Source organism: Bacillota bacterium, assembly GCA_012727955.1.
In the GTDB taxonomy this organism is placed as follows: Bacteria; Bacillota; Limnochordia; order DTU087; family JAAYGB01; genus JAAYGB01.
Window position 1 is genome coordinate 12,198 of the sequence record JAAYGB010000006.1, and the last position, 17,568, is coordinate 29,765.

14 protein-coding genes are annotated in these 17,568 nt (G+C 54.5%); 13 read left to right on the forward strand and 1 reads right to left on the reverse strand.

The window, feature by feature from the left end:
• Nucleotides 1-95: 95 nt before the first annotated feature.
• The 6 genes from trkA (at nt 96) to GX030_01410 (ending at nt 8,623) form a co-directional block, all read left to right on the forward strand.
• Nucleotides 96-1,493, forward strand: coding sequence for a Trk system potassium transporter TrkA (gene trkA / locus GX030_01385; GenBank protein NLV91032.1), 1,398 nt, complete (start codon nt 96-98; stop codon nt 1,491-1,493).
• On the forward strand, nt 1,444-2,883 hold the full coding sequence (locus GX030_01390; GenBank protein NLV91033.1) for a TrkH family potassium uptake protein: 1,440 nt from the start codon (nt 1,444-1,446) through the stop codon (nt 2,881-2,883). Before trkA ends, GX030_01390 begins: the two co-directional genes overlap by 50 nt.
• 96 nt (nt 2,884-2,979) lie before the next feature.
• On the forward strand, nt 2,980-5,715 hold the full coding sequence (locus GX030_01395) for a calcium-translocating P-type ATPase, SERCA-type (GenBank protein ID NLV91034.1): 2,736 nt from the start codon (nt 2,980-2,982) through the stop codon (nt 5,713-5,715).
• Nucleotides 5,716-5,742: 27 nt separating this feature from the next.
• The gene (locus GX030_01400) at nt 5,743-6,576 is read left to right on the forward strand and encodes a mechanosensitive ion channel family protein (GenBank protein NLV91035.1); all 834 of its coding nucleotides are present in this window, start codon (nt 5,743-5,745) and stop codon (nt 6,574-6,576) included.
• 241 nt (nt 6,577-6,817) lie between these two features.
• Complete coding sequence (locus tag GX030_01405) at nt 6,818-7,627, forward strand: hypothetical protein (protein ID NLV91036.1); 810 nt, start codon at nt 6,818-6,820, stop codon at nt 7,625-7,627.
• Nucleotides 7,628-7,747: 120 nt separating this feature from the next.
• On the forward strand, nt 7,748-8,623 hold the full coding sequence (locus GX030_01410; protein ID NLV91037.1) for a GNAT family N-acetyltransferase: 876 nt from the start codon (nt 7,748-7,750) through the stop codon (nt 8,621-8,623).
• Between the two features lie 105 nt (nt 8,624-8,728).
• Here GX030_01410 and GX030_01415 read toward each other — a convergent pair whose 3' ends face one another.
• On the reverse strand, nt 8,729-8,920 hold the full coding sequence (locus GX030_01415; protein NLV91038.1) for a 50S ribosomal protein L28: 192 nt from the start codon (nt 8,918-8,920) through the stop codon (nt 8,729-8,731).
• Between the two features lie 351 nt (nt 8,921-9,271).
• Between GX030_01415 and GX030_01420 the strand changes: the two genes are divergently transcribed.
• The 7 genes from GX030_01420 to GX030_01450 all read left to right on the forward strand — a co-directional run bounded on the left by GX030_01420 (nt 9,272) and on the right by GX030_01450 (nt 17,567).
• Complete coding sequence (locus tag GX030_01420) at nt 9,272-11,173, forward strand: ABC transporter substrate-binding protein (protein NLV91039.1); 1,902 nt, start codon at nt 9,272-9,274, stop codon at nt 11,171-11,173.
• Nucleotides 11,174-11,252: 79 nt separating this feature from the next.
• Entirely contained in the window at nt 11,253-12,737 is a 1,485-nt protein-coding gene (locus tag GX030_01425) for an arylsulfatase (GenBank protein ID NLV91040.1), read from the forward strand.
• A gap of 25 nt (nt 12,738-12,762) precedes the next feature.
• A complete protein-coding gene (locus GX030_01430; protein NLV91041.1) occupies nt 12,763-13,143 on the forward strand; it encodes a cytidine deaminase in 381 nt (126 codons plus the stop codon).
• A gap of 27 nt (nt 13,144-13,170) precedes the next feature.
• Nucleotides 13,171-14,244, forward strand: a complete 1,074-nt coding sequence (locus GX030_01435; GenBank protein NLV91042.1) for a hypothetical protein — start codon at nt 13,171-13,173, stop codon at nt 14,242-14,244.
• A gap of 246 nt (nt 14,245-14,490) precedes the next feature.
• Nucleotides 14,491-15,147 carry a hypothetical protein gene (locus tag GX030_01440; GenBank protein ID NLV91043.1) on the forward strand — a complete coding sequence of 219 codons (657 nt, stop codon included), beginning with the start codon at nt 14,491-14,493 and terminating at the stop codon, nt 15,145-15,147.
• Nucleotides 15,148-15,157: 10 nt separating this feature from the next.
• Entirely contained in the window at nt 15,158-16,660 is a 1,503-nt protein-coding gene (locus tag GX030_01445) for a carbohydrate kinase (GenBank protein NLV91044.1), read from the forward strand.
• On the forward strand, nt 16,653-17,567 hold the full coding sequence (locus GX030_01450; GenBank protein ID NLV91045.1) for a class II fructose-bisphosphate aldolase: 915 nt from the start codon (nt 16,653-16,655) through the stop codon (nt 17,565-17,567). Before GX030_01445 ends, GX030_01450 begins: the two co-directional genes overlap by 8 nt.
• The last annotated feature ends 1 nt before the right edge of the window (nt 17,568 follow it).

Consider the following 17,568-nt stretch of genomic DNA (forward strand, 5'->3'; position numbering starts at 1 on the left):
AAAGGTCGATTGGTACTTGGGTCGGCATTCCCCAGTTGGCCATAGGTGATACTACCAATTGCCGGGGGAAGGAACTTTTGTCTGGAGTGAGGGCTGTGCGGGTAATTGTAATTGGTGCCGGAAAAGTAGGGTATCGCATTGCCGAGACCCTGTCCTTGGAAGGGTACAACGTAGTAGTAATCGACAAGGACGAAGATGTGATCAGAAGGGTAAGTGAAAACCTCGATGTGATGGCAATTCGGGCCAATGGATTGGGCAAGCAACCCCTGAAGGAGTTGGGGGTCGATAAGGATGATTGGCTCATTGCCATGATGGAAAACGACGCAGGAAATATGATTAGCTGCCTGGCAGCCAAGAACCTTGGGGTGGGGCAGACCATTGCCCGAATTCGCGATCCGGAACTGATCAATGATCTGGCGATCTCCCAAGAAGATGTGGCGGTGGACTATGTCATCAATCCCGAAGGTTCCACTGCTCGGGAAATCAGTCGGTGGATAACCCTGTCGCCGGCAGGACAGCTGGAGGATTTTGCCGAGGGACGAGTCCAGATTGTCCAGGTACCGGTGAAGCTCGCCAGTCCCTTAGCTGGTATGCCCATCCAAGCAGTCGGTCAGCTTGCCCCGATCCTGGTAGCAGGCATTTCCCGGGATGGAAGGCTGATCATACCCAGCGGCGCCGATCGCATTCAAGGTGGCGATGAACTGTTTGTTACAGGAAAATCCGCAGATGTCACCGCCTTTTGTGATAGCTTGGGGATGGCTCCCCACAAGCCTAGAAACCTGCTGATCGTCGGCGGTGGACGCCTCTCCTATTATCTGGCGAAGGATTTGGTTAGTCAGGGTTTAGCGGTGAAAATCATCGAGAGTAACCTTGCTCGATGTCAAGAACTGTCGGAGTTACTACCCCAGGTGCTGGTGATCCATGGCGATGGTACCGACGTCAATCTGCTCAAAGCTGAGAATATTGCTGAGATGGACGCCTTTGTTGCTTTGACGGGAAGGGATGAAGAGAACCTTCTGGTGGCGCTGTTGGCTAAACAACTGGGCAGCCGCCGAGCCATCGCCAAGGTTAGTCGTCCCAACTATATCCACTTGTCGGGGACCATCGGGATCGATGGCGTGGTGACGCCGAGTCTGATCACCACCGCAGAAATCCTGCGGATTGTACGGGGCGGTCGAATCATGTCTTTGTTTCTCATCTTCGGCGGAGAGGCGGAGATTATGGAATTGCCGGTAGATCCCTCGGCCCCGGCCGCGAATACCAGACTACGGGACTTGCCCATGCCCCGAGAGTCGTTGGTGACCACCGTTGTGCGGGGTGACGAGGTGATTGTTCCCCGGGGGGACACTGTGATTAAACCCCAGGATCGGGTGATTGTCATTTGCAAGGTGGAGCGAAATGAAGCAATTCGTCGCCTCTTTGGAGAACAAGGAAGGATTCTAGATGGATTCTGGAAGCGTCTTGCACGTACTCGCCTTACTTCTCGGAATTGAAGCCGTTTGTATGCTCCCCTCCCTAGGATGGGGGTTGTACTACGGGGAGAGTGATGTTGCTGCCTTTGCCCTGTCCATTGGGTTGATCCTGCTCGTTGCAGTAGTACTTTATTGGATCGCCCCAAAGGGGGGAGTGGTACGATACCGGGAAGGTTTCTTGATTGTTGGTCTAGGGTGGTTGCTGGTTTCCCTCTTTGGCTCCTTGCCCTACGTGTTTCATGGTACCTTTGATTCTGTAATTGACGCGTTCTTTGAAGGGGTGTCGGGCTTTAGCACTACGGGAGCAACGGTATTGGTAGATATCGAAAGCCAGCCCCATGGGATTCTCTTTTGGCGGGCTCTGACCAATTGGTTGGGAGGAATGGGAATCCTTGTCCTAACCTTAGCGATTCTCCCTGCCCTTGGCACCGGTTCCTTTCAGATCTTCCAGTCCGAGAGTCCCGGCCCCACCCCGGGACGGCTGGTCCCAAGGGTTGGAAAGACCGCTCGAATTCTTTATGGGATCTATCTGATGATGTCCTTGGGCCAAGTAATTGCCCTGAAGCTGGCGGGAATGTCTTGGTTTGATGCTTTGACCCACACCTTTGCAACCATGGGAACTGGGGGCTTTTCCAACTACAACGCCAGCCTGGGGGCCTTTTCCAGCCCGATGATCCGATGGGTTATCGGGGGATTCATGGTGGCCGCGGGAGTAAACTTTGCCCTGTACTATGAAGCAATTCATGGTCAGCCCCAGGCACTGTGGCGGGACGAAGAATTCCGTTTGTATCTGCTGCTCATTGTTGTCGCCACCGGGATCATTACGACCAATATCACCCCCTTGTATCCATCGGTGGTTGCGGCCCTTCGACACGGGGGGTTTCAGGTGGTATCCACCATCACCAGTACGGGATTTGTGATCACCGACTATGATCAATGGCCTGACCTGAGTCGGGTAGTTCTTTTCCTCCTGATGTTGGTTGGAGGTTCCGCCGGTTCCGCCAGCGGCGGAATCAAGGTGATCCGGGTGCTGATCCTGCTGAAGTACGTGAGGCGCACTGTATATCGGTTGATTCACCCAAACGCGGTGATGACTCTGCGAGTGGGCGATCAGGTTGTTTCCGAGGATACCCTGCATAATGTCGTGGGCTTCTTCCTTATCTATCAGTTGCTCTTGGCAGTCTTTAGTATGGCGCTGGTAACTCAAGGAATGGACTTGGTGAGTGCTTTGTCGGCAGCCACCGCCAGCCTTAGTAATATTGGTCCAGGATTTGGATTGGTTGGTCCGGCGACTACCTATGCCGGTCTCTCAGACTGGACAAAAATCACCCTCTCGATGGGAATGATCCTAGGGAGACTGGAGATTTACACTATCCTAGTGCTCTTTTCCCCAGTGTTTTGGCATAAATAGGTAATTTTCTTGGGAAGTAATAGGGAATTATCATCCTGTGACGAAGACTTGATGGTTATAGCAATCACAATCTTAACTCTTTGAGGAGGCTTGTTGATGACACCAAATGGTAGTCCGCAGTGGCACACTGTATCGGTGGATGAAGTGCTACAGCATCTAGAGGCTACGCCGAGTACGGGATTGAGCGAGCAGGAGGTTGAGCGGCGACGGAGTCAGTACGGCAGTAACGAACTGGCTGAGGAACCGGGACGTTCTCTCTGGTCCATGATATGGGGTCAGATCAGTGAACCCTTGATCCTCGTGTTGATAGTTGCTGGCCTGATTTCCGGGTTAATGGGTGAGATTGTAGACACCTTCGTGATCCTAGCCATTGTCATCCTTAACGCTGTATTGGGAGTAGTTCAGGAGAACAAAGCTGAGCAGTCCTTGGCAGCTTTGAAGAAGCTGTCGGCGCCGGAGGCTAGGGTAATCCGTGATGGACACACCCGACAGATTCCTGCCAGTCAACTGGTCCCCGGCGATATTATCCTGTTGGAGGCAGGAGCCAGTGTGCCTGCGGATGCAAGGTTAATCGAGGCGGTTAACCTCAAATGCGAGGAAGCGGCCTTGACCGGAGAATCGGTGCCGGTGGACAAGACCGTCGATCCAGTGGTGGAAGAGAAGGTTGGGCTTGGCGATATGGTCAACATGGTCTTTTCCAGTACCACTGTAACCTATGGACGAGCGAAAGCTGTGGTTACCGCCACGGGCATGAACACTCAGATTGGTAAAATTGCCGATTTGCTGCAGACCACGGAGCAAGAGACCACGCCCTTGCAGCGGAAATTGGCGGAACTAGGGAAGGTGCTCAGCTGGCTGGCTTTAGGTTTAGTGGTCGTCATCTTCTTTGCTGGATTGCTGCGCAATGAGCCACCCTTCGAGATGTTCATGACCTCCATTGGGCTAGCGGTGGCCGCGATTCCTGAGGGCTTGCCTGCCATTGTGACTATCGTTTTGGCCCTAGGCGTTCAGCGGATGATCAAGCGCAATGCCATCATTCGTAAACTTCCCGCAGTGGAAACCCTGGGAACGGCAACGGTAATCGCGTCGGACAAAACGGGAACCCTGACCCAGAACGAAATGACCGTGGCCCGGATGTATGTCGAGGGTCAACATATAGACGTTACCGGCAATGGGTATGAGCCCAAGGGGGACTTTTCCATTGCTGGCAAAGAACTTGGTGCCGAAGACAAAGCCGCGCTGGAACTGGTACTCACTGCCGGTGCCTTGGCCAACGATGCCCATTTGGAGAAAGGCGAGACCGGCTACGATATGATCGGTGACCCCACGGAAGGGGCCCTGGTGGTAGCGGCGGAGAAGTTTGGTTTGACCGCGCCGGAGCTCAATGGGACTTGGCCTCGCATCGCGGAGCTGCCCTTTGACTCCAAACGCAAACGGATGACCACCTTCCATCGGGTTCCCGCCGAGAGCAAATTTGCCCCAGTGATTGGCACGGAAGTGGTGGCCTTTACTAAGGGTGGTCCCGATGTATTGTTGAGTCTGTGTGATCGTATTTATCGGAATGGGGAGATTGTCCCCTTGACGGAAGATGAGAAGGCGGCTCTTCTTGACGTCAACTTGCAGATGGCTGGAGACGCCCTTCGGGTCCTAGCCATGGCCTTTCGTCCTTGGGACCAGGTGCCTGGCTCCGAGGATCTCACCTTTGAGACGGTGGAAACCAACCTGATTTTCCTGGGCTTTGCCGGGATGATTGACCCACCTCGTCCTGAGGAGAAGCTCGCGGTGAAACAGGCCAAACAGGCGGGAATTCGTCCCATCATGGTCACCGGTGACCACAAGGCTACCGCGGTGGCCATCGGTCAGGAGCTGGGGATCATCGAACCGGGCGACGCTGTCATCTCTGGACCGGAGCTCGATGCGATGAGTGATGATGAGCTGCGGGAGAAGATCAAGAGAACGGGAGTCTTTGCCAGGGTTTCGCCGGAACACAAGGTGCGCATTGTGGAAGCCTTGAAGGCTAACAACCAAGTGGTAGCGATGACCGGTGATGGGGTGAACGATGCCCCGGCCTTGAAGCGCGCGGATATCGGTGCGGCGATGGGTATTACCGGAACCGATGTTTCCAAGCAGGCCGCGGACATGGTCTTGACCGATGACAACTTTGCCACCATCGTGTCGGCGGTGGAAGAAGGTCGGACTATCTACGCCAACATTCAGCGGGCGATTCAATATCTGTTGTCCTGTAACGTCGGGGAGATTATTACTATCTTCTCCGCCATCATGCTGGGCCTAGGGCGACCCTTGACGGCGATTCAAATCCTATGGGTGAACCTGGTCACCGATGGTTTGCCGGCCCTGGCTTTAGGAGTGGAGCCTCCTGAGGCAGGCATTATGGATAGACCTCCTCGGGATCCCAAGGCCGGTGTCTTTAGCGGCGGAGTTGGCAAGCGAATTGCTCTGCAGGGCTTGATGGTCGGTGGCTTGACCTTGATTGGTTACTATTGGGCCCTATCGACCCGGGGAGATATGACCCTGGCCCGTACCGTGGCCTTTGGAGTTCTAGCCTTTTCCCAGTTAGTGCACTCCTTTAATATGCGGACCTCCAGTCAGCCTTTGCTGAAGGCGGGAATTTTCGGGAACAAGTGGCTGAATTGGGCCGTTGTGGCTTCCGCTTTCCTGCAAATCATTGTGATGACGGTACCGGCCTTTGAGTCTATCTTTGATACCGTCACCCTGGGCTGGAAAGAGTTCCAGGTTGTGGCGCTCCTGGCGATCATGCCCTTTGTCCTGGTGGAGTCCGTCAAGTGGATCACCACTAGCAAAGAGGCCTAGGCTGGGTAGTCTGTGGGAGGTGTCTCGATGAGTTGGGAACAGTTATCGGACTGGGCTGTTGCTGCCGGCAGCAGGCTGCTGGGAGCAGCCATCATCCTAGTGGTGGGTCTGCAGATAGTGAAATACTCAATTCGGTTTGCCCAGCGGTGGTTTGACAAACACAATGTAGATAGTTCTCTGCGGACCTTTGGTATGTCAGCGATTAAGGCCGTAGGTTACACCATCCTCGGGGTCATTGTCGCCTCGACTCTAGGGGTTGAGATGACCTCGGTCTTGGCATTGTTGGGCTCGGCAGGATTGGCCATCGGCCTTGCCCTGCAGGGAAGCCTGTCCAACTTAGCCGGTGGTGTCTTAATCCTCGTGTTCAAACCCTTTAAGGTGGGTCAGTTTATTGAAGTGGGGGAACACAGGGGAACGGTAGAAGCCATCCAACTGTTCTATACTCACCTAAACACTCCTGACAACCAGAGGGTAGTGGTACCTAATTCTGATTTGGCCAACAGCAACATCATCAATTACTCGGCCAATTCCAGTCGAAGGGTGAACTTGATCTTTAGTGTGAGCCACAGTGCGGATCTTGACCATGTGCGTAGAGTGCTCCAGCGGGTAATTGCCGATCAGGGTGATCTGGTGCTGCCAGAGCCAGAGCCACAGGTAGTGGTCTGGGATCACTCTCCTCGCTCCATCGATTTCTCACTGAGGTGTTGGGCGACGACGGATAATTACTGGCCCCTGCGCTTTGCCCTCTATGAGCAGGTCAAGAAGGCCTTTGACCGGGAAGGAATTGAGATTCCCTTCCAGCAGATCGACGTTCACCTGAAAAACGCGGAGGCTCTGAAGATAAGGGAAAAAGAGGATTAGAGAGAGGAAGCCCTGGGTGGGTTTTCTCAGGATAGTCCTACTTACAAGAATGACGGGCCGGTCCTGACAAGGGGACCGGCCCTAATTTCATACTTTACCGGGAAGCAGCTGCAGCGAAAAGCTCCGCTGACCCGCTTAGAAGCATGACCGGGGAATGAGCAGCCTGGATGGGACTATGCGCAGGAGCGAGGCTTTGCGTGAGGAAGGACAACTAACATATGAGGATTGATGAAGGGGGTCGATGAAGCAGATGGAACTCCAAGGAAAAGTAACACACAGTATATTCGAACCTCATATGCAAAACCACGAGGGATTGCTCAGACAGATCACCCAGTTACTCGAATCCGATGAGCGCATTGCTGCTGCCTGGCTGTTGGGCTCATTAGGCAGCGGCGAAGGAGACCACCTGAGCGACATCGATATTTTCGTAGTGGTCTTCGATGACCACTTTGACGCCGTTGCCGATTTCAAGGGTAGCTCCATCTCGACAGACTCCATGCTTGTAAAGCAGAGTGTACCAGAGGTGGCACCGCCGGGTGGAGCCTTTTTCCACATGGTGTATGACAGTTCTACCGGTCCCATCCTGCTAGACTGTAACTTGCAGAAGTGTTCTGGGGCCATCATCCCATCTCAAGTCAGAGTGTTGTTTGACCATGTAAATCTCCCTCGCTCGGAGAAGCCGTTGACTTGGGACCTGCAACCGGGTCCAAAACTAACGGAGCTAGAGTCCTACCAAAGAGACTGGAATATGTGTGTCTACTCCATTCCCCATGCCCTTAAATATTACGTGCGTGATCCGTGGCTAGAGGGTATTCCCGACACACACCGGATAGAAAGGTTGTGTTTCTGGCTTGGCGTTGACTCTCCTAGCTTTACCCTGGAGGCCTTTGGGAGGCCGGCAGTCAAGGTGAAGTATATTCGTGATCTGGTAAACTGCCTCGACAGCTTGGTTCCCCATGCCAGAGCCCGTGGTGTTGATGTATCTGAAGAAGCGATACCCTCTATTCGCCGTTTCCTCGAATTATCTGGGGCATTTGTTGACGGGAAATAGCGTTTGCGTCGAGGCAAGTAACTGGAAGGGACGAAGCTGCCAGATTTGGCAAGCAATTATTGGCGCCCTAGATACTTGTTGCCAGAATCCGATACTTCCTATAGTTTGCGAGGGATGCCTGTGAAGGGCCTAAGACTAATTCATGATTACAAGCACAATGATCATTACCGGCTGAGTTTCGTTGAGCTTGCCAAGGCGACCTTCGGGATCGACTTTGAGGCCTACTATCGGGCTGGGTTTTGGAACGATCGGTATATATGCTATTCACTGCTGGATGGGGACCAAGTGGTCTCCAATGTATCTGTCAGTACAATCGATCTGATCTGGAAAGGGCAAATCAAAAAGGCAGTCCAGATCGGGACCGTCATGACCCATCCCGACTACCGACGAAAGGGATTGGCGGGGTTTCTCATGAACACGGTCCTGAGGGAGTATGGGCCAAACAGCCAGCTAATTTATCTGTTTCCTAATGAGGAAGCGCTCAGCTTCTACCAGCAGTGGGGGTTCGCCCGGTGTCGGGATAGCCTGTTCAGCTGTACCATGACACCGAGAGCAACAGACCATGGGAGTCTACGGCGACTGGATATCACCGACGCTAAGGACAAGGGGTTTCTCCAGGAACTTGCCGCCGCCCGTCTGCCTGTCTCAGAGATTATGGGGTTCAGCGGGGCTGAACACGTTCTGCTCTTCCACTGTCTGACAAGTTTTCGTCAGCACATCTACTACCTAGAACCAGGCATAGTGGTCATTTTTAAAGCTGAAGGCGAAACCCTGCATGTGTATGATATCATTAGTCGGACTCCCGTTGAGGCCCAGCAGGTTCTGCCCTTGATCTCTACAGAAAAAACCAGGGAGGTTGTGTTCTATTTTACCCCGAGCTTCCCTGATCTATCGGTAGGGGTCTGTCAGGCAAGGCCTAACCAATTGATGCTCCTATGGCCCAGCCCGAATTTCGTAACCGGTAATTTCGCACACCCGATTACCGCTCAAGCCTAGCCGTCGTACATATGAGAAGGCCGATGGCAGGTACCCGGAAATGAAAATAAGGCAAGGCCAACTATCCCGCCTTGCCTTAGTCATTTATTCTGCTCAGTTAGTTCATCATGTGCGGGCCCGAGGTGTGATAGTTCGTATGCACCTTGTGCACAGTCTCATCCTCCTATACTGCCCGTCAATCATCACATGTCGGTCTTGAACATTGGGTTTCTGGACACCCTTGCTTCGAGCAAGTACGTGTTTTCTCTGTCCCCTTCGAGGAACGCTGTTCGCACTATGCGGACCCTTCCTGCACATTTCACATCTGCGCCATGGAATTACCCCCCAATTATAGACTTATGGTCGACCAGTCATCTACAACCGAATATACATGGAGAAAATTCCCAATTTTGCAGAAAAACACCAATTGAGCCGGAAGCATGACCATTGCGACATCTCCGGGCGATACCGCTGCTGCTACAGCAGCGATGGATGCAGGCAAGATCTATGCACTATGTGTGTCTGGCCATCCTTCGTCTGGAAGCAACCAAAAATGGGGGTGTTGAGAAGGGCAGCCTGCGACGACTCGTCCAGTCTGGGCTACGCAAGAACCGTTGAGCAAAGGAATACAATTCGTATCACAAACCAACGAAGAAAGCGAGGATAACCATGCAGAGAAAGATAGTACTCTTAGCGCTATTGCTGACGATGGTGTTGCTCACCGCAGGAGCGCAGGCTTACAATCAGGCTCCAATGCTGGATGAGGCTGTCAAATCGGGACAGTTACCGCCAGTGGAGGAGCGCCTTCCAGCTAATCCCCTGGTAGTTACCCCGGTGGAAGAAATCGGCCAATATGGTGGCACTTTCCGGGTAATGCATACCAACATGATGAACTCGGAAGACGGCGGCGTTAACGTCAACATGTATGAAAACATCTTGACCTTTGATCGTGACGACGGGTACACCGTTTTGCCTAACCTAGCTGAGGCTTGGGAGTTTAACGACGATTTCACCTCCTTGACCCTTTTCCTGCGTCAAGGAATTCGCTGGTCCGACGGCGCTCCCTTTACGGCAGAGGATATCCTGTTTTGGTATCAAGACGTGGTGCTCAATGACGAGCTCACCCCTGCGAAACCTGCCAGCTGGGTTTCCGGTGGAGAGTTGATGCAGGTGGAGCAAATCGATGAGTACACGATCAGACTCAGTTTCAAGGAGCCCTATCCCTTGGTCTTAGTCCAACTGGCCCGGTCCTCTTACCAGGGGCTGTTCTATCATCCAAAGCACTATCTAAAGCAGTTTCATCCCAACTATGCGTCTGGGGATGAGTTAAAGGCCATGGCCCGAGAGGCAGGTTTTGAAGAGTGGTGGCAGCTCTTTAACAAGAAGGCCTCCATTGGCCCTCAGATGGAGCCGGATCTGCCTACCTTGCAGGCCTTCCGTCCTCGGGGAAGCAGTATTACCTCCACCTCTTGGGAGCGAAACCCCTACTACTGGAAGGTCGACCCTGACGGTAATCAATTGCCCTACGTTGATCGGATTGAGATGACCTTGGTGGACACCGTTGAGATGTATAACCTCAAAGTAGTGGCCGGCGAGGTCGATCTGGCGCAGTGGAATACCGACTTGGCCAACTTCCCTGTGTACATGGAGAATGCCCAGCGAGGCGGCTATCGGGTATTGCTGTGGTCAGGAGCTTGGCCCACGGTGGCTGAACTGCAGCCAAACTTCAACCATCCCGACCCGGTGATGCGGGATCTAATTCGCAACGTCGATTTTCGGAAGGCACTGTCCTTAGGCATCGATCGGGAGGAGATCAATAATCTCGTCTTCTTCGGTCTCGGGGAGCCCTTGCAGACAGTGGTCCTCAGTCGCGGCGGGAGACTGTGGGATGAGTCCATTGCCAAGCTCTATACCGAGTATGATCCCGACACCGCCAACGCCTTGTTGGACTCTATCGGATTAGATAAACGGAATAGGGAAGGATACCGGCTTCGTCCGGACGGGCAAGTCCTGCGGTTGACCCTGGAATTTTGGCCCGGCGAGTCTGGCCCAGCGAAAACCGCCATCGCCGAACTGGTGGTGTCTTACTGGAACGACCTGGGGATCAATGCCCAGATGAAGACCCAAGAGCGGGGTCTGAGGCAGCAACGGGTGGAAGCCGCTGAGCACGACTTTACGCTGTGGCACGGAGGCTTGTTAACGGACCCGGCCTTTATGAGCCAACCTTGGCACTATGTGCCGATGTTTACGTATAACAGTTATGCTCCCCAGTGGGCCCGCTGGTACAACTCCAGAGGTACCGCGGGAGAGGAGCCTCCAGCGGAGATCAAGCATCTTTATACTCTATGGGATACCATGAATCGGGGCAGTGAAGAGGAGCAGGTGGCCGCGGCTCGGGAAATGATCCGGGATCATGTCACCAATCTCCGGACCATCGGTACCGTAGGCCTGATTCCTCAGCCGGTAGTGGTTGCTGCCAACCTGAGAAACGTCCCTGAGGAAGGAGTCCTTTCTTGGGATTGGTACTATATAGGTAGGTACAATCCCGAGCAGTTCTTCTTTAGGCAGTGATACTCTCAGGACTCTGTTTGTGAGAGAAGAGCGGGCCGGCCTTACCTAAGGACCGGCCCTCAATTATGGAGGGATAGCATTGGCACCACGTCCGAATATAGTTCTCATTACCACGGATCAGCATCGGGGAGACTGCATCGGCAGAGCCGGTCATCCGGTGGTGGAAACTCCCTACCTCGATCAGTTGGCGCAACAGGGAACCCTCTTTACTCGAGCTTATTCAGCGGTTCCTTCCTGCATTGCCGCTAGAGCTGGGATTTTGACGGGAATGGATCAGTGGAACCACGGTAGGCTCACCTACGCAGGCTATGACAGCCTGGAGTTTCCCGCCACCTTGCCCGGGGAGTTGGCCAAGGCGGGGTACCACACCCAGGCAGTGGGGAAAATGCATGTCTTTCCTCAGCGAAAGCTCTATGGCTTTCACAATACAATCCTAGACGAAAGTGGTCGCAGATACGACGGGTTTGTCAGTGACTATCATCTGTGGTTCGATAAGCAAAAACAAGGGGTCTATACCGAAGTTGGCTATCGGGACCACAGCCTAGACTGGAACAGTTGGATGGCTCGCCCCAGTCACCTACCGGAGCACCTGCATCCAACCTATTGGACCGCCAGCGAAGGAGTCAATTTCCTAGGACGTCGGGATCCTACGAAACCCTTTTTCCTGTTCCTCTCCTTCGCCCGTCCCCATTCTCCCTATGACCCACCTCAGGTTTATTACGACATGTACGGGGATCGAGAGGACATCCCGATGCCGCCCATTGGGGAGTGGGCCGATAAGTACGATATCCGAGATGACAATGTCAATGCCGCCTTCTCCCACCGCAGTGACCGGGAGGTAAGGCGAGCCAGGGCAGCATATTACGGCAGCATCACCTTTATAGACCACCAAATCGGTCGCTTTATCTACGAGTACAAGCGGATGGATCCTAAGGGCTTTGCCAACACCCTTTTTATCTTTACGTCAGATCACGGAGATATGCTGGGAGATCATTACCATTGGCGCAAAACCTATGGGTATGAGGGTTCAGTCCATGTTCCCTTTATTGTCTCCTACCCTGAAAGCTGGGGAATTCCTCAGGGTGGCACCTGTGATGCCGTAGTGGAGTTGCGAGATATCATGCCCACTATATTAGAAGCCGCAGGGGTAGACATCCCGGCCTGCGTCGATGGCAAGAGCGTGCTCCAGCTGTGCCGAGGAGATCAGTCAGGGTGGAGGGAATACATCCAGGGAGAACACAGTTGGTCCTATACCCGGGAGGACTCGATGCAGTATATCACCGATGGGAAAGAGAAATTCATTTGGTTTCATTTCACCGGGGAGTATATGTTCTTTGACCTGACTACAGATCCCCAGGAGTGCCGTGACCTTGCTCAGGATCCCGCATACCAAGGGCGAATCGCTTATTGGAGCAAACTCTTGGCGGAGATCAACGAAAACCGGGGAGATCCCCGGGGTCAGGGCGGCAAACTTGTCCCCCAATCCGAGGGAGTAATCGAACTGTCACCTAATTACTACCAATGGAAGCAGCGGGCAGAGGAAATCGAGTCCAAGGGCAATTGACGAAAAGAAGGAAGGTCGGAAAGTAATGACTTTTGAACAACTATATGAACGGGCAAAATCGGTGTTAAACCCCCGCAGGCTATCGGAGGAGGCCGAGGCTGGAGGTGTCGGAGCGGCACTATTGACCGAGGCCGGTAATGTTTATCTTGGGGTATGTATTGACACCGCCTGTTCCATGGGTTTTTGTGCCGAACACGCAGCGGCTGCAGCAATGGTCACCGCCGGGGAAAACAAGGTGGTGAAGATGATTGCCGTGGGACGGGATGGCCGGATTATGCCGCCCTGTGGTCGTTGTCGGGAGTTTATCAGCCAGCTTCATCCCGATAATTTCAGGGCGGAGGTGATGGTGGCTGAGGATACTGTCTGCACTTTGCAGGAGCTCTTACCCTTTGATTGGCGAGGATAGATGAATTCATAAGGCGGTGGTGACAACATGTACAATCGGCCCATCAGGTTGGTGCCCAATCGCATTCATCGAGGTTATCCCGGAGGCAGGGAGATCGACCGCTTCCGAGGGTTGGCCCAGGCCCAGGATGACCTGCGCCCGGAGGCCTGGGTAGGTTCCACTACATATACCCGGCAACGGGAAACAGACCCCACCTCTACCCAGGGGTTGGCTCAGATGTATACCGATACCGGTGAGCAAGTCTTCCTCAAGGATGTGATCGCCACCGATCCCGCAGCCTATTTGGGAGAAAAACACGTTGCCGCCCATGGACCGGACACGGCTGTCTTGGTTAAACTGCTGGATGCGCAAAAGCAATTGGGCCTACAGACCCATCCCGATCGTGACTTTGCCAAGAAGATGTTCAACTCCGACTATGGCAAAGTGGAAAGTTGGTATGTCATCGGCACCCGCACCGACCAAGAGGAGCCGCCCTATGTGCTGCTGGGCTTCAAGGAGGGAATCACCCGGGAGCACTTCGAGGAGCTGTTTCTAGCCGGGAACGTGGCCGAGATGGAAAAATGCTGTCACAAGATCCCGGTATCCGTGGGTGAAATGTACTTCGTCGATGCCGGAGTGCCCCACGCCATTGGTCCAGGATGTTTTGTCATTGAGGTCCAGGAACCCTCGGACATTACCGTCGGCGCCCGGATGCGCCATTTCCCCGATCCTGATGAGGAGCAGGTGTTTATCGAGAAAACCATGGGCTGCTATCATTACATCGGGCGCAGCTACGAGGAGAACCTGGCTGCCTATCGCATCCCGCCTACGGTCTTGGTGGAAACGGAAGCAGGCACGGAGACCCTCCTCTTGGGCAGCCAGCAGACTCCCTTCTTCAGCGTGACTCGGTTGGATGTTCATGGCAAGATGACAACGGCAGATCGAGGGACCTTCTCCATCGCCATCATCCTTGCCGGCGAAGGGGAACTGGTTTGTGCCGCGGGGAGAATGCCGATCCGGCAAGGGGATGAGATCTTCCTGCCCGCGGGGATTCAGGATCTGTCCTGGCAGTCTGCCGGGGAGCTATCGGTGGTTCGCTGCTATCCTCCGGGAGTACTCTAGGGCCGGCAAAGGCGATCACCGCTGGAACAGGAGCTTGTGAAGCCCCAGTCTTCTCGTAGTGAAATAGGAGGACTGGGGGGGGTTTTCTTATTTCGCTAAGACTCTACGGCCAATGGTACCGGGCAGTGGGCGCCGAAGGACAGTGGCCTGTCTTAGAGGAAAAAGGAGTTTACCAACGCCGTAGGGAAGAAGGGGCCGATCCCATTAATCTGAAGGATAACGGTAGGGGTAAAGGGAGAGGTAAAATTGCAGAAAAGGCTATTTATTCTACACACCACACCGGTGACGGTACAGCCGCTGAAGGACCTGGCAAAGGAGTTAATCCCCGACTGTACCGTTTACAATATTGTCGATGATTCCATCCTTCCTCAGTTAATTGCCTCCGACGGGGATCTGTCGACGGTGAAGGAGCGAGTAATCACCTATGTAGAGATTGCCGCCAAGCAAGGAGCGGACCTAATTCTCGATGCCTGCTCCTCCATTGGCGGCCTGATGCCCCTGGCCCAGGAAAGGGTGGAGGTTCCGGTGGTTCGGATCGATGAAGCGATGGCTGAGACCGCGGTACAAAGGGGATCCCGCATCGCCGTTGCCGCTACCTTGGGCACCACCCTGAAACCCACGACGGACCTACTGAAGGAAAAGGCGGCGGAACTGGGGCAGGAGGTGGAGCTTGTCCCCTACTTAGCCCAAGAGGCCTACTGGTCCCTGGTCCGGGGGGACAATGAAGCCCATGACAGGATCCTGGCGGAAACTTTGCGTCGGGCCTACGAAGACAGCGATGTAGTGGTTCTGGCCCAGGCCTCGATGGCCCGAGTGGTGGAGGACCTGTCGGACTTAGATCAGAGCCGATTCTTGACCAGTCCCCGCTCCGGGATGATGAAGGTCAGTCAGTTATTGCGGTGAGGAGCTGCCTATGTATTTCCTAGCTTTAGATGTCGGTACAACCCATTGCAAAGCAGCGGTGGTGACTGCCACCGGGGAGATAGTGGCCAGCAGCCAACAGCCCACGCCCACGGAAAGAACCAGCCATGGGCAAATCTACTACGCTCCCGAAGTGTTCTGGCAGACCGCGGTGACGGTGATGGAAAGGGCCTGGGAGCAGGCCGGGGTAAAGATTAGCGCCCTGGGAATTGCCAGTATGGCAGAAACGGGATTGCTGGTGGATAGTCGCACGGGGCAACCCCAGAGCAATGTGCTCCCTTGGTATGATACCTCGGCACAGCAGGAGATGAATCGCTGGAGCCGGGAATTTGATCCCCGGGAGCGCTTCCTAGTTACTGGCCTGAGACCCAGCCCCAAATACGGTCTGGCCAAGCTCCTGTGGCTTAAGGCCCAGGGAGTGGATTTCACCGGCAAGGTGTGGTTATCCGCGGCGGACTACATCGCGATGCGATTGACGGGACGGATGGCCACGGAGCCTACCTTGGCGGCCCGGACCTTTGCTTATTCCCTGCGCCACAAGAACTGGGATCAGGCTCTGTTGAGTCAACTGGGTTTACCCGAAGAGCTTTTCCCAGAAGTGGTAGCCAGTGGGGCCCCCATCGGTTATTGCCGAGGAGAGGAGCCCTTGACGGGCCTAGCCGGTGTGCCCGTTGGGATCTGCGGCCACGATCACGTCGTGGCAACCATTGCCCTGGGGATGCTCACCAGTGGTCGGGTGCTTAATTCCATGGGCACCGCGGAAGTTCTCCTTGGGGTGGAGGAGGAAGTGGAGCTAGACGATGCCGCCTATGATTCCGGTTTGTCCTTTGGTCCCCATGTCCTGCCGGGATTGATGGCCTGGATGGGAGGACTGTCAGCCTCCGGTGGTTCCGTGGAGTGGATTCGCCACATCCTGGCTGAGCCCCAGTTAACCTATGATGACATCGAGGACATGCTGGCCAGCTTACCCCCCGGTCCGACAGGGATTGTGTATCATCCCTATCTGTCCGGCAGCGGGGCGCCCTGGCCCGATCCCCATGCTCGAGGCTCCTTTGTTGGATTGGAGCGAAGGCATACCCGGGGGGATGTCTTGAAGGCTGTCTTTGAAGGAATTTGCATGGCTATGGAACTCATGCGGCAAGAGGCCGGCCGGGTCACGGGGGCTCCCCTAAATGACATCGTCGTTGTCGGCGGTGGAGCGAAGAACCGCCAGTGGCTCCAGCTTAAAGCCGATATCCTTGGATGCCCCCTGCAGGTGGTGGATATTCCCGAGGCTACCTTGGTGGGTGCCGGACTTCTTGCTGGAATGCAAACGGGGTTAATCACCGTTGCTGATGTCCAGGCGGCAGCCCTAGCCTGTGCTCAACGGGTGATAGCCCCCAATCCTGCGGTTCATGACGCCTATCGGTGGATTTTCGCCGAGGGCTTTATTGGGTTACAGCAATCATTGCGGCAATATTACCAGAAACTAGCTGGGAGAGATTACAGTGTCTAGACGAAGACCAGAAAACCTAATTACTTTGCGTGAGATTTTAACCGAGGCGGAGAGGGGCCAGTATGCCGTGGGCTCCTTTTCCCCCCGCTGCCTTCCTTTGATTCAACCGATTCTCAGGGCGGCGCAGGATTTGGCCTCCCCGGTCATTGTCCAGATTTCACAGATAGAGTTTGACCGTTACAAGATTACCGCTGAGGAATTTGCCGCCAAGTTCTATGAGTTACTGGAGGCAGAGAAAATCACCGTTCCGGTGGTTCTCCATCTCGATCACACCTGGGAGTTGGCGGTGATCCAGGAGGCCATCGCCGCGGGCTTCACTTCGGTGATGATCGATGCCTCGAAGCTGCCCCTGGAGGAAAACATCGCCGCTACCCGTTCCGTGGTTGAATACAGCTTGCCCCACAATGTGTCCGTGGAAGCTGAGCTGGGAAGAATCGGGACCAGTGACTTCATCGAAACCGATACCGATGAGGAGTTGTACACAGAACCGGAAGAGGCCCAAGGGTTTGTGAAGGAGACGGGAGTCGATGCCCTGGCGGTTTCCGTAGGGACATCCCATGGAGTGTACAAGGTGCGGCAGCCAAAGATAGACTATGCTCGGCTCGATGCCATCCGGCAGTTAACATCGGTGCATCTGGTTCTACACGGCGGCTCCGGTGTTCCAGCTTCCATGCTTCATCAGGCCATTGCCAGACCCCAGGGGGGCATCAGCAAGGTTAATATCGCTACGGATCTGGAGTTGGCCTTCCTGGAGGCCGTCGGCAGCAAGGAAAGACTGACCAACCAGGAGTGCATGAAGCTACCTAGCTCGGTGTTGGTCCAAGGACAGGCCGCCGTCGAGGCCGTGGTACGCTCCAAGAAGCAAGATTTTGTCTGCAGCGCAGGCAAGGCAGAGGTGGAGGGATAGA